We start from the raw sequence: 14,085 nt of genomic DNA on the forward strand, positions 1-14,085 counted from the left end.
TTACCCCACCAACTAGCTAATGCGCCGCAGGCCCATCCTCTAGTAGCAGATTGCTCCGCCTTTCATCCCTCGCCCATGAGGGTGAAGGAATTATCCGGTATTAGCTACCGTTTCCGGTAGTTATCCCAGTCTAGAGGGTAGGTTGCCTACGTGTTACTCACCCGTCCGCCGCTAAGCTTATCCCGAAGGATAAGCTCCGCTCGACTTGCATGTATTAGGCACGCCGCCAGCGTTCGTCCTGAGCCAGGATCAAACTCTCCAAATTGGTATTTAGAAAGAGCGATTGCTCATTTTGAAACTGACGATTCATTAAATGAATCTGATAAAAATTAACGCGTTCCATTTGTTCAGTTTTCAAAGAACTTGCTCCTAACATCTCAACACTTCGTGTCAAGCGCAGGAATTAGATCATATCATGTTCCGTTGTTTCTTGTCAACTTATTTCTTCTTCGCTCTTTCAATCAGCGTCGATGCCTCATAAGCACAAGAGATAATATATCATGCCGTCCTAATGTTTGCAAGCTTTTTTTATAAATAAATAAGGCGGCGTATATTTAGCATGGATAGGGCACAAATTGATTTCCATAGTACAATACTTATGGCTACAATAAGGCTAAATGAAAATCAGCAATAACCAATATCCATAACCATCTCGAAAGGAGATCCAATGAACGACAATTCCATTCCGGCCTCCCCACCAGTAATAAATGAAGAACAGCAGCGCCACCTGCAGCAGGCTACGATATACCGTATTTTATTAGCAGTCAGCTTTGTTCATTTATTTAATGACTCCATTCAAGCGCTCATTCCAGCAATGTTTCCTATCCTTAAGAACAATATGCTGCTCTCTTACGCTCAAGTGGGATGGATCGCTTTTGCCCTCAATATCACATCTTCCGTGATTCAGCCCGTTATCGGCTATGCCGCTGACCGCAAACCACGCCCTATATTGCTTCCGCTAGGGATGTGCTGCACCTTCGCAGGTGTATTTTTGCTGGCTTTTGCCGGTAATTATGCCTTGGTTATTTTTTCAGTTATGCTTGTCGGATTCGGATCAGCAGCGTTTCACCCCGAAGGGATGCGTGTAGCTCATATGGCTGCGGGACAGCGGAAGGGACTATCACAATCCATCTTTCAGGTTGGCGGCAACGCCGGACAGTCCTTGGGTCCGCTTTTGATGAAATGGGTATTCATTCCTTTCGGGCAGATGGGCGCGCTCGGGTTCACTGTCATCGCTGCAGCAGGTATTGCTGTTCAAACCTACGTAGCCAGATGGTACCGGAAAATGCTAAACGAAGGATACACCTTCCGTAAAAAGTCAGCTGCACGCACCATAGATCCTGCACGCAGCAAAAGTATTTTGACTGCCACTATCATTCTAGTCTTTCTCGTATTTGTTCGTTCCTGGTACGGCGCCTCTATCGGCGGTTACTATGCCTTCTACTTAATGAAGAACTATGGAATGACCATTGATCATGCTCAAATTTATATTTTTATGTACCTCGCTGCCGGGGCGGTTGGCACATTCTTTGGGGGCCCGCTTGCTGACCGCTTTGGACGACGCAATCTAATACTGATCTCTATGGTGGGAACCGTCCCTTTTGCACTGGCGCTTCCTTTTGTAAGTCAAACCTGGGCGCTTGTTCTGCTGGTCATATCAGGTTTCATCCTGTTATCCAGCTTCTCCGTAACCGTAATTTATGCCCAAATGCTGTATCCGGGAAATATCGGGACGGTCTCAGGACTGATCACCGGACTTGCTTTCGGACTAGGCGGTATTGGTTCTGTTGTCATTGGTGCGCTCATTGACCGGATCGGTATCGGGACTGTATTTGTAGCATGTGGATTCCTGCCCCTGTTAGGCCTGCTTGCACTGCTGCTCCCCGGAGATCAAAAACTGGAGGAATGGGCAGCAGAGTAATAAACAACAAGTTGCACGTTCTTCAAACTATTGTGATGAGTCCATCCTTCTCCTTTGTTGAGAATGATGGGCTTTTTGATAAGCGTATGGACAAGCCTACCCTAAAGAGAATTATTCATTCGCTGAGTTATGCGGTACAATTAGTTAAAAGTTGAATGATTCACCACCGATCACGGGTTAGAGGAGGGACATCATTGAAAAAGGCACTGGCGGGGCTCCGCAAAGGGTATGGCAAAAAGCTTGTTTCCATTCACATGTGGAATGCATGGCTGGTATTGATTCTGGCCGTGAGCGGTTTAATGCTGGTTGGTGGTTTCTGGCGGGAGCTGCTTGGTGAGGGTCGGGTGTGGCTGAAGTGGGCTCATATTGCTTTTGGGCTGGTACTGCTTGTTCCGGTCCTCTACTATTTGCTGCTTGCGGCCAAGCATTGGAAAAGACTGAACGGAAAAAATTCGCAAAAAGCCAATGTGGTTTTTGTGATGGCTATGCTGACCGGCTGGATTGTATCCGGGATTGTCCTCTGGCAGTTCAGGCTTGCCGGACCGAGAGCGGCCAATGCGGCGCTGTTTGTTCATGATCTTCTCACCTGGGTGGGGCTTCCGGTCATGATCTACCACTCCATTACCAGGGTCAAATGGCTGAAAGAGCCCAAGAAGCGCTCCATTGTACCGGAAATGGCACCAGAAGGTGAGCCCCTGAATTATGGAGTTAAACAGAAACCGGCAGCTGTAAACGGACCTCAACCAGTGTATACGCGGCGGGGTTTTATTAAGGTGGCTGTCGGAGCAGGCCTCGCTATAACGCTCGGTCCAACCTTTGTACGTTGGATCGGCAAATCATTACAGCTTCCTGGAGCCGCCGAATATGCTGCAAGCAACGCCAATGCCCTGATTCCTGACCCTGTGCCGCTGGCGGATTCCGCTCCACCCATTGGAGGCGGAGCAGAAGGCAGTTTTCGAGTCTATACCGTAACAGATATCCCTTCCTTCGATAACAGCAATTGGTCATTTACCATCGATGGCCTCGTTGACAGGAAGTTCACTTGGAATTGGGATGAATTCGTCAAGCTGCAGCGTGAGGTGCAGGTCAGCGATTTTCACTGCGTCACGGGCTGGTCGGTCTATAAAAACACATGGGAGGGCCTCCCGCTCGCAAAGCTGCTCGACATGGCCGGAGTGCAGGAGCAGGCAGTAACGGTAAAGTTCTATTCCGGTGATGGTGTCTACACCGATTCGCTGACTCTGGACCAAGCGCGGATGAAGGATGTAATGGTTGCTGTGCTGCACGACGGCAAACCTATTCCGAACCAGCTTGGAGGCCCTGTACGTCTGGTGACTCCGCAAATGTATGCCTATAAATCAGTGAAGTGGCTGAACCGGATTGAGCTCATTTCAGAAGATCATGTCGGCTATTGGGAACAACGCGGATATGATAAGGATGCTTGGTTGCCTAGTGCGAAGCGGGTATAGACCTTTATCGCCCGGAGCCTGTATACGCCTTGTTCATCACGTTGGAAAATAAAGCAGCCGCCATCCCGCTGCCCGCGGTCATAAAGTTATCCTTGTCGGTATGGTCAAACCCCATCCATACAGCGGCTGTCCAAGCAGGGGTGTACCCGACGAACCAAAGGTCCCGGTTGGCCTTGCCGGTGACGCCTGGCAGATCAGCCTGGGTCGTTCCGGTCTTCCCGGCTACCGGGATGTTCATCCGTGCTTTTACACCTGTCCCTTTGTTCACTACGTCGCGAAGCATTGCAGTCATGTTTGCAGCAGTGAGCGGTGAGACAACCTGCTTTCTTTTAGATGCATACCTGTACAACATTTTACCCTGCGCATCTGATATGCTCCGAACGGTATGGGCTTCGTTAAAGGTTCCACCGCTTGCGAATACACTGTATGCCTGTGCCATTTTGAGAGGAGAGACACCTGTATGCAGCCCACCAAGCGCAATTGACAGATTATTATCTTCCTGCGGCAGCACTATCCCGAGCTTGGCTGCGAATGCACGGGCGTTCTCAACCCCCACCTGCTTCAGCAGCCAGACTGCCGGAGCATTAATAGATTGCTGTAGTGCCTGACTCATGCTTACCTGCCCCCGGTATATGCCATTATGATTATCAGGGCTGTAACTCCCATATCTCTGTTTCCGGTCAAGAAGAAGACTGTCCGGCATGAATTTTCCGCTCTCAAGCGCCGGACCGTAATCAATAACCGGCTTAAAAGCGGAGCCCGGCTGACGTGCATCAATAATTGCCCGATTAAGGCTGCCTATACTTGGATCACGTCCTCCGGTTAACGCCACAATCTCTCCATTATCATGGTTGATTATAACCATGGCTGCCTCCACTTGCTGCGTTTTCCCATCGGAGGGGAAGAAATCAGAATTGCGGAAAGTCTCTTCCAGCGCTAGCTGGGCACCGGGATTCATTCCCGTCACAATCGTGTAGCCGCCTGTCTGCAGTTCTGTCTCCGTCTTCCCGGTCAGCCGGGAGGCTTCTTTAAGCACGGTATTAATGTAGGAAGCCCCTGTTCCAGGAGAATACGCCTCTGTACCCGCTTCAGGCCTAATCTCCTGCTTCGCAGCAGCCACCATCTCCTCATGGGTAATCAATCCCCGCTGCTCCATGATCCGCAGAACAAGCTTTCTCCTCTCCACGGGACGTTCCCCCGCCGACTCAGGATTGTAAACAGAGGGGCCTTTTGGAATAGCCGCCAAAGCAGCAATTTGCCAGATTTCTAACTCCTTCATATACGTTTTGCCGAAATAATGCTCGGCCGCCGCCTTCACTCCATATTGTCCTTGGCCCATATAGATTTGGTTAAGGTAGTGCTGCAGTATCTCCTCTTTCGACAGCCGTTTCTCCAAAGCTATAGCAAGGGAAGCTTCATTCAGCTTTCGCAACAGATTTTTGTCTCTGTTCAGATATAGATTGCGGGCGAGTTGCTGAGTGATGCTGCTGCCTCCCTCAGCATTGTCCAGATACACCGCATTGTGCAATGCAGCCCGCAGAATTCCTGTATAATCCAGGCCCTGATGACTGTAATATCGGTGGTCTTCGACCGCCAAAAAGGTCTTGATTAGCAGTTCAGGCATCTCTTCCAAACGGGCCGACCTCCTATATCCTGATTCCGGCAATGGAATTCTGCGCAGCACGGTCCCATCGGAGGCAAGAATTATACTGGATTCCGCCAGCTTCAACTTCTCTGGATGACGGTCTAATACAGCATCCCCGTATAGATGAACGTAGACTATAAGGGCCACCAGCAATAGGGCACAGGCTACCCCGATGTCAAAAGCAGTATAAAAAATGCGCAACAGTTTTCGCCTTGCCCGGGCGTCCTGTCGGCTCATGAGCGGACCATCAGGTTCTCCATGAACCTCTCCATGCCCATTGCCTCGCGTTTCGCCGCCTCTACCTGCAATATCTGAATCTGCTCCCCTTCTCCAGTGGACGCTTCATTCAGCAATCGCATCAACGTTCTTGTTCTTAAAGTCAGTGCCATAAGCGCTTCATTTCCCAAAACCGGATCAGCCGAATTCTTCAGATTATAAGCGCAAGGACCTTGGTCCGCCGCTTTTTCCGGCCTGTTGATTTTATGTAAATGTCCCGCTAATTGGCCCAGCTCACCACCGCTGACCACCTTCAGCTCCCGGAAGGAACCAAAGGTAGACAATTCTTCGGAAGCCTGCAGCAGACTTTTGAGATCATCGGATATTTTTTGCGACCGAAGCAGAAAGATTACGGGGAAAACCGCCGTAAACATCAGTACGGCGAGTGGTATGCGGCCGATATGATTGATCAGCCAACGCAGGCTACGGACCCAATAGACCGCGGAAGCTGCAGTATAGCGGGAATACAGCAATGCAGCCAACGAGTATACAGCAGCAAGAGAAATACCGCTGAGCAGCGCAGTTCCCCCAAAAATGTACAGATAGCCGGAGCGTACCGTTTTGAATCTTTTCAAATTCTATCCCTCCAGTCACACAGGTGATAATCACCTCATGTCACACAGGATAACGGCTATTTCTTAAGATGCACCCGGCAAAGTTCTGAAGATTTTCTTAAGAAGGGTTCCGAGACAGCGGATACCGTGTGATAAAATCCGTCCGGTACATATCGCTTGCAGCCGAGATTACTCCCTGATGACGTTCAACAATTCCCTTCGCAATTGCCAAGCCCAGGCCGGAGCCACCGGTGTATTGAGAACGGGAGCGTTCAGCCCGGTAAAAGCGTTCGAAAATATGCGGGAGATCTCTTTCCGCGATCCGTTCACCAAAGTTACTGATCCGCACCACGGCTTCATCGCCTTCACGGGCCAGACCGATCTCTATCTTTTTACCATCCCGTCCATATCTGATCGCATTCGCAATCAGATTCTCATAGGCGCGCAGCAATTCATAAGGAGCTGCATCGATCCACAAGGATTCAGTCTCATCCACCATTTCGTAGATCATCCCTGCCCGAGTAAGCTCTGGAACCGCCTCTTCTGCCAACTGGCGCATAAAGGCTTTTAAATCCAGACGTTCTGGCACGAGTGGCAGTCCTCCGTTGTTAACACGTGTATATTCAAACAAATCATCAATGAGTTTTCGCAGCACCTGTGCTTTCTGATAGGCGATGTCTACATAATAGCGCAATTCGGTTTCTTCCCGGCATCGGTCCTGCTCGATATATTCAAGATAGCCGAGTATTGAAGTCAGCGGGGTGCGCAAATCATGGGATACACCTGTAATGAGCTCATTTTTGGCTTCGACAGCCTTGCGTTCTTCCAGAAGGGATTGCTGCAGACGTTCAGACATGATATTGATGTTCTCCGCCAGCATCCCCAGCTCATCCGCAGTTCTAATCTCAATCCGATGCGATTCTCCAAGCTTTGTAATTTGCTGGATACCGCGTGTGATTTCCTCCAGATATGAGACTATTTTTCGTGTGAAGATAAAAAAGAAGAACAAAAAGCTAAGAATTCCTGCAGCAGTCATCACAGGTACGGAACCAATATGATTAATGACCCATCTCAGTAACTGTGAATACGCCGCCGACGGGGGAGAAGGGTTCAAATAGAGCAGGGCATTCACCAACCGGTATCCACCCAGCAGTAGAATGGCACCAGATAAAACGCTCAACATAAACGCCCAGATGAATTTCCAACGGATTGTACTTATATATTTCGCATTCAACGTCTCTCACCTCAAGCTTTCAGGACGGCCCGTCCAGTTTGTATCCGATCCCCCACACGGTTTGTATGTAACGAGGGTGCTTAGGATCCAATTCAATTTTTTCACGGATATTACGAATATGCACCATCACTGTATTGCCGCCATCCAGAAATGGATCAGGCCAGATATTCGTATAAATCTGCTCCATACTGAGCACCTGCCCTTGATGCTTTGCCAGCAGTTCCAATATAGAAAATTCCCGGGGTGTCAGCTTCACCTTCCGGTTATCTACACTGACCTCGTGCTTAGCAATATCTATAACCAAATCTTCGAAAATGAGTTCATTCTCGCTGCCCCTTGCCGGAGCATCCTTGTTGAATCGATGGTAGCGGCGTAATTGTGATTTAGCCCGTGCCACGATCTCCAGCGGATTGAACGGCTTTCCGACATAATCATCAGCCCCTATGCTCAGCCCGAGAATTTTGTCCATATCCGTATTTTTGGCAGAGAGCATAATAATCGGCATGTTTTTCTCCTCCCGGATTTTCATACAAGCCGCAATTCCGTCCAATCTGGGCATCATTACATCCATAATAACTAGATCTACTGTTTCTTCTCTGAGATGTTTCAGTGCCTCCACTCCGTCAAAGGCTTTAAGCAGCCGGTATCCTTCATTCCGGAAATAAATGTCAAGCAGTTCTACAATTTCTTTCTCATCATCCACAAGCAGGATCGTTTCTTGTATCACAGGCAAGTATCCTTTCTAATCCATAAATAGCCTTCTCTCTATTTTATATTATAAATGGATATGGCAAAAAGCCCTGTATTCGATGTTATCGAACCAGGACTTTGTGAATGCATCTGTTTTGTTGTCTGCGTCTAACTCTCCAATAGCCGAAGCAGCTCTTCCTCATCCTCGATCACTTGAATACCCAGCTGCTGAGCCTTGGCCAGCTTGCTGCCTGCCTTTTCGCCGGCGATGACGAGATCGGTTTTTTTGGAGACACTGCCGGATACCTTGGCGCCTAGCGCCTCCAGGCGCTCCGCTGCTTCTTCCCGGGTAAGCTTCTGCAGCGAGCCTGTGAGTACTACTGTTTTGCCGCTGAAGAAAGAATTGGTATTCACTTGGCGTGGAGCCTCAGGTGCCTTCGCCTCTACACCGAGTGTAAGCATACGGTTAATACTGGTTACTACAAAGGGATCCGCAAAAAAGCCCACAATGCTCTCGGCTACAATGCCTCCAATGTCAGGGAGCCCGGACAATTCCTCGGCGGTTGCATTCATGACTGCTTCCAGGCTGCGGTAGTGATCGGCTAACATTTTGGTGGTTGCTTTGCCAGTGTTCGGAATACCGAGGGCAAACAGGAAAGACGCTAGGTCCCGCCCTTTGCTCTCTTCCAGCGCCTTAAGGAGGTTATCGGCTTTCTTCTCCCCAAAACGTTCCAATTTCACAAGCTGCTCGAAGGTCAGCTCATATAAGTCAGCTGGTTCCCGCACATCCAGTTCCTCATGCAACTGCCCGGCCGTCTTGTCACTGAAAGTCTCGATATCCATTGCGTCCCGGGAAGCAAAATGGGTGATCCGCCCGACGATCTGCGGTTTGCAATTCAGCTTGTTGTTGCAAAAGAGGTGCGCGCCGCGCATTTCCAGCGGAAAACCGCAGGCCGGACAATCCTCAGGGAAAATAATCTCCCCGCCGTCACTCTCTTCTGTTACCTTGCCAAGAATCTCGGGAATGACATCATTCGAGCGGCGGATGAACACACGTGTACCCAGGGCGTGCTTGAGATTCTTGCGTTCGATATCACCAACGTTGTTCAAGGTGCAGTTCTGGACGGTTACTCCTGCCAGTTCCACTGCTTCCACCCGTGCCAGCGGGGTGACCTTGCCGGTGCGGCCCACGTTCCAGCTGACCGATTCCAGGACCGTTGTGGTTTCTTCCGCCTCGAACTTATAAGCCACCGCCCAGCGCGGGAATTTATCGGTGTACCCGAGTACCTCACGGATGCGGAAATCAGTTACCTTGATAACCGCTCCATCAATCAGATAGTCTAGACCGGAACGGGTCTCTTCAATTTCTGCCAGTTGTTCGGTAACATCGTCAAAATGATCAAAGTAGGTAAGGTATGGGTTGACCTTAAAACGGTTGTTCCTCAGAAAATCCATCATTTCCTGATGGTCTGTGAACTGTACACCCTCCGCATAGCCTACATTATAGAAGTAAGCGTTCAACCGGCGGTCGGCGGTTGTCTTAGGGTTGAGGTTGCGCAGCGCTCCCGCTGCCCCGTTACGGGCATTCTTGAGCGGCTCAGCGGCCCTTGTATTATAGTCCGCCAGCACAGAAAGATTCATAATCCCTTCGCCCTGCACTTCAATGAGACCTTCCTTAAATGGAATCGTCAAAGGGACCGATTTGATGGTTTTTACCTGGGCAAGAATGCCTTCTCCGGTCACCCCATTGCCGCGTGTGGCTGCCTGTACCAGCACCCCGTCACGATAGGTCAGATTAAGCGTTAAGCCGTCAAACTTCAGTTCTACCGCATAGCAGGGCGCAGGAAGAGGGGTTTCAGGGTTTTTGGCGTTATAATCATTCACCAGCTTCAGCACCCGAGTATTCCAGCTGCGAAGCTGTTCGATATTCTGCGCCTTATCCAGACTCCATAGGGGTGCCAGATGCCTGTGGGGTGTGAACCCTTTGAGCAGTTCTCCCCCCACACGCTGAGTAGGAGAATGAGGCAGCACGATGCCGCTCTCTGCTTCAAGGGCTACAAGCTTATCGTAAAGAACATCATACTCTTTGTCGCTGATCTGCGGCGCATCCAGAGTATAGTAATGATAGTTATATTGATTCAGCTCAGCTACGAGCTCCTCCATAGTGTGCATAGCATCCATCGGGGGACATCCCTCCATCAAATTGTTTCCTACGGTTAGCGTGGTCCAAAAACACAGTCGTTAATCGCAGCCGAATTATTCGACTTTGGTGATCGGCGCAAAGCCGGCCAGGAGCCGCTTCACACCCACCGGCGCCGGAAAAGCAATCTGCAGCTCCGTATCATTGCCGCTGCCCTTCACCGACACAACGGTGCCGATGCCCCATTTGCCGTGAGAGACCTTGTCGCCGGCCTTGAATTCGCCGGGCGCCGATGCCCCTGGAGCGCGCTGCGCGCCTCCGGAGGTCACGGTCACGCGGCTCGTACCGGTCGCCGCGGACGCTGTGCTGCCGCCGAAGCCGGCGTTCCCGCCTCCTGCCGGCGCATTCCCGGCAGCGCCGCTGCGGCTGCCGAAGTTCCCCCGGCTGCCTCCGCCAAAGCCTCGGCCCCCATAAGCACCGCCAACCTCCGCGCCGCGCCGGAAGCGGTCCGAAGCCCCTCCTGTATCTTCCTTCAGCTCCTCCGGAATCTCCTCCAGGAAGCGCGACGGCGCATTGGCCGTCGTACGGCCGAACAACGTGCGCATCCGTGCACAGCTGAGGAACAGCTGCTTCTCCGCACGGGTAATCCCTACATACGCCAGACGCCGCTCTTCTTCCAGTTCGTCATTGTCCTGGAAGGCACGGCTGTGCGGGAATACGCCCTCTTCCATCCCGATAATAAAGACAGTCGGGAACTCTAGCCCCTTGGCGCTGTGCATGGTCATCAGCACTACAGCGTCACTGCGTTCCTCCTCATCGTTCACGCTGTCAATGTCTGCGATCAGCGCCAGGTCAGTAAGGAACGAGACCAGTGACTTGTCTTCATTATTTTTCTCGAATTCCATGGTTACGGACAGGAATTCGTCGATATTTTCCAGACGGGAGCGGGATTCCAGGGTGTTCTCATTCTGCAGCTCCAAGCGGTACTGCGATAGCTCCAGAATCTTCTCCGTCAGCTCCGTCACCGACAGGAATTCCACCATCCGGTGCAGCGCCTCGATCATATCGTAAAACTCTACCAGTGTATTGCGCGTCCGTCCGGCGAAGCCGAGATCATCCACCGTCTGCAGCGCCCGGAAGATAGAGACACCTTGAGATGCAGCGGCGGCAGCCAGCTTACCCACCGTTGTATCCCCGAGTCCCCGCTTCGGAACATTGATAATCCGCGTTAGGCTGATATCGTCATCTGGATTGGACAGCAGCCGCAGATAGGCCAGCAGATCCTTAATTTCTTTGCGGTCATAGAACTTGATCCCCCCGACAATCTGATAGGGAATATCCGATTTGATCAGAATTTCTTCTATTACGCGTGATTGCGCATTGGTACGGTACAAGATCGCGTGATTCTGATACGCCTGTCCCTCCTTGACATTTTTACTGATTTCTCCCGTGACGAAATAGCCTTCGTCATGCTCGGAGTCGCCGCGGAACACTTTGATCTTCGCGCCTTCCGCAGAATCCGTCCACAGCTTCTTGGGCTTGCGTCCCGTATTCAGTGCAATTACACCATTGGCCGCATTTAGAATGTTCGAGGTAGAGCGGTAGTTCTGTTCCAGCATAATCGTCTTGGCTTCGGGATAGTCCTCTTCAAAATTCAGGATATTCGTAATATCCGCCCCACGCCAGCGGTAAATCGACTGGTCACTGTCGCCGACAACACAAATGCGGTGATGGCTGTCCGCCAGCATCCGGCAGAGCATATATTGCGCCCTGTTCGTATCCTGATACTCATCGACATGGATATACTTGAATTTCTTCTGGTAGAAATCCAGCACCTCCGGCACTTCCTTGAACAATTCGATCGTCTTCATGATCAGATCATCGAAATCCAGCGAGTTGTTGGCTCTCAGCCGCTTCTGGTACATGGTATATACCTTGGCCACGAGACCTTCCAAATAATCGCCGATTTTCTGCTCATATTGCGCTGGTGTGATGAGTTCATTCTTAGTGGTGCTGATCATCGACTGGACAGCCTTGGGCTCGAACTTCTTCGTGTCGATATTCAAATCTTTCATGCAGTTGCGGATAACAGACAGCTGGTCGGTTGAATCCAGAATGGAAAAATTAGAGGTGAATCCAATCCGTTCAATATCCTTGCGCAGAATCCGCACACTCATCGAGTGAAAAGTGGAGACCCAAATATCCCGACCTTCCGGCCCTACCAGCTTGGAGACACGTTCTTGCATCTCCCGGGCGGCCTTATTAGTAAAGGTAATCGCCAGAATCGCCCAAGGCGGCGCTTTACGGTTCGCAATCAGCCAGGCAATGCGGTGGGTAAGCACACGCGTCTTGCCGCTTCCTGCTCCGGCCATAATGAGCAAGGGACCTTCTGTGGTTTCTACTGCCTGACGCTGCGGAGGATTAAGCCGGCTTACGGCATCCTGTATGTTAACAAGTTGCATGTGTGACATGCTCCTTTCTCAATATCATAAATTAAGAAAACGTCTTCGCCGTTCTTCTATGTTGTACAGTCAATCTGCGGTGTTCTCTTAACCACCTGTACAGTGAGCAGCGCCTGCTGCACATCCTGGTAGATGATATTACCGACCACTACTGTATCACATAGGGCTGCAGCTTGTTCAGCTTCAGTTTCACAGGTAATTCCGCCCCCATAAAAAAGCTGACTATGCTCCACCGTCTCTCTTACGGTTCGCACCGTCCCCATATCGCCAAATGTACCGCTATATTCCAGATAAACGATTGGTAGGCTCATCAGCTTGTCCGCAATCTGTGCGTAAGCAGCCGCACCTTCTCCACTCAGCGAGCTGTCCGCTCCTGTAAGACGGGCCACGGAAGAGTCCCCGTTCAGCACAATATATCCTTCTGCAAGGAAATGCTCCCACGGAATGAAGCTTCCGTAACGCTCAATTGCCCGGCGGTGATGGCCCAATATCCAGTCTGGTTCCGGACTGTTCAGTACCATTGGGATCAAATACAGATCAAAACCCGGCACAGCCGCTTCAAGATCTGAAATTTCAAGGGCACAAGGCAATTCGAATTGACGCACACGGGCCAGCAGAGCAGCCGTGTTCTCATAAGTAACCCCGGTAGAACCGCCGATTAGGATCGCATCTGTTCCCGATAAACAAACTGCAGCCAGTTCAGCCTCTCCAAGGTCACGGTCCGGATCCAGCTTAAATACATGCCGCCACAGCTGAATCGTTTGCCTGATTTCATTCATCTTCGTCCATCCTCATTATTCAACCGATTGATTAGGTGCGATTTACATGCTTGTATTTCATGCCAAAAACACTTCCGCTACCGCAAAAGCTGTATCTCTAGTCTATGCCAGCACTAAGGGGGGTGTCAATTTAAAGAGCGGAAAAATGCGAACATTTTTTCGCCTTTTTCCGCTCCTTAACGCAGTCCATTGAACTGCCTCAAATCTTCTTCAGAAACAAAGTCCGTATAGAACCCGTCCACACCCATGCGAGACAGCTTCACAATCTCCGCTTCATCATTAAGGGTCTGCACATAGATACGGGCGCCGGCCTTTTTCAGTTTTTTTACAAAGCTCCTGGTGACCCGGGTGGTTGGCATCGTGATATCCACACCGCTCTCTTTTACAAAATCAATCACCTGCTCATTACTGTCCTGCGATTGATAAAGGGTATACAGTACCTCAGGGAATACATGCACCCTATGGATTACATCCAGCATGTCCTGGCTGTAAATTTGCGGAACGATCCGTTCCAGAAGGGCCGGATCACGGCGTCCGGCAGCCTCGGTAAGCAGTGTAAACTGCTGTGTTACCAGCTCCGGCTTGATCTCCTTCGTATCCGTAACGATGAAGGCATCAGGGTAAGACTGCATGAGATCAAGGATTCCCTCCATATCCAGCGGTGAATAGATATTCAGAATAGGGCTGTCCATAAACTGGGCATAATCCAGCACAGTGCCTTGTTTGACAGCAGGCAATATCGTTTGCTGGCCGAGCATCTTGCTCATATTATGCGTCCACTCATGGCGGGCGACCAGTTGCTCATCAGTCGTAAGGAGTAAATCCGCCTCGAAGACACGGCTTCCCTGCTCGTAATTAGCAGCAAAGGCTTCAAGGGTGTTTGTATACGTATGGCCGTTAATCCCACCCATGGCG

At 50.6% G+C, this 14,085-nt stretch carries 10 protein-coding genes and 1 rRNA gene; 2 read left to right on the forward strand and 9 right to left on the reverse strand.

Annotated elements, in window-relative coordinates; translation table 11 throughout:
* Positions 1–265 (reverse strand): 16S ribosomal RNA (locus A3848_RS22940); the annotation flags it as partial.
* 402 nt (positions 266–667) lie between these two features.
* Between A3848_RS22940 and A3848_RS22945 the strand changes: the two genes are divergently transcribed.
* Both A3848_RS22945 and A3848_RS22950 read left to right on the forward strand, forming a co-directional pair.
* Entirely contained in the window at positions 668–1,921 is a 1,254-nt protein-coding gene (locus A3848_RS22945) for an MFS transporter (RefSeq protein ID WP_143192163.1), read from the forward strand.
* 194 nt (positions 1,922–2,115) lie between these two features.
* Positions 2,116–3,390 carry a molybdopterin-dependent oxidoreductase gene (locus A3848_RS22950; RefSeq protein WP_074087196.1) on the forward strand — a complete coding sequence of 425 codons (1,275 nt, stop codon included), beginning with the start codon at positions 2,116–2,118 and terminating at the stop codon, positions 3,388–3,390.
* 4 nt (positions 3,391–3,394) lie between these two features.
* Here the strand turns inward: A3848_RS22950 and A3848_RS22955 are convergent, their stop codons facing one another.
* The 8 genes from A3848_RS22955 to A3848_RS22990 all read right to left on the reverse strand — a co-directional run bounded on the left by A3848_RS22955 (position 3,395) and on the right by A3848_RS22990 (position 14,081).
* Complete coding sequence (locus A3848_RS22955; RefSeq protein WP_074087198.1) at positions 3,395–5,272, reverse strand: transglycosylase domain-containing protein; 1,878 nt, start codon at positions 5,270–5,272, stop codon at positions 3,395–3,397.
* Positions 5,269–5,886, reverse strand: a complete 618-nt coding sequence (locus A3848_RS22960; RefSeq protein WP_074087199.1) for a hypothetical protein — start codon at positions 5,884–5,886, stop codon at positions 5,269–5,271. Before A3848_RS22960 ends, A3848_RS22955 begins: the two co-directional genes overlap by 4 nt.
* Before the next feature lie 97 nt (positions 5,887–5,983).
* Positions 5,984–7,099, reverse strand: a complete 1,116-nt coding sequence (locus tag A3848_RS22965; RefSeq protein WP_143192164.1) for a sensor histidine kinase — start codon at positions 7,097–7,099, stop codon at positions 5,984–5,986.
* Positions 7,100–7,118: 19 nt separating this feature from the next.
* On the reverse strand, positions 7,119–7,826 hold the full coding sequence (locus A3848_RS22970) for a response regulator transcription factor (RefSeq protein ID WP_083607025.1): 708 nt from the start codon (positions 7,824–7,826) through the stop codon (positions 7,119–7,121).
* Between the two features lie 131 nt (positions 7,827–7,957).
* Positions 7,958–9,970 (reverse strand): NAD-dependent DNA ligase LigA, encoded by a 2,013-nt coding sequence (gene ligA / locus A3848_RS22975; RefSeq protein WP_074087201.1) that lies wholly within the window; start codon positions 9,968–9,970, stop codon positions 7,958–7,960.
* Positions 9,971–10,045: 75 nt separating this feature from the next.
* A complete protein-coding gene (gene pcrA, locus A3848_RS22980; RefSeq protein ID WP_074087203.1) occupies positions 10,046–12,391 on the reverse strand; it encodes a DNA helicase PcrA in 2,346 nt (781 codons plus the stop codon).
* 56 nt (positions 12,392–12,447) lie between these two features.
* Positions 12,448–13,161, reverse strand: a complete 714-nt coding sequence (gene pcrB, locus A3848_RS22985) for a heptaprenylglyceryl phosphate synthase (protein WP_143192453.1) — start codon at positions 13,159–13,161, stop codon at positions 12,448–12,450.
* A gap of 185 nt (positions 13,162–13,346) precedes the next feature.
* A complete protein-coding gene (locus tag A3848_RS22990; RefSeq protein WP_083612308.1) occupies positions 13,347–14,081 on the reverse strand; it encodes a phosphatidylinositol-specific phospholipase C/glycerophosphodiester phosphodiesterase family protein in 735 nt (244 codons plus the stop codon).
* Positions 14,082–14,085: the final 4 nt, after the last annotated feature.

Source organism: Paenibacillus sp. P32E, assembly GCF_001909085.1.
Taxonomy (GTDB): Bacteria; Bacillota; Bacilli; order Paenibacillales; family Paenibacillaceae; genus Paenibacillus_AQ; species Paenibacillus_AQ helianthi.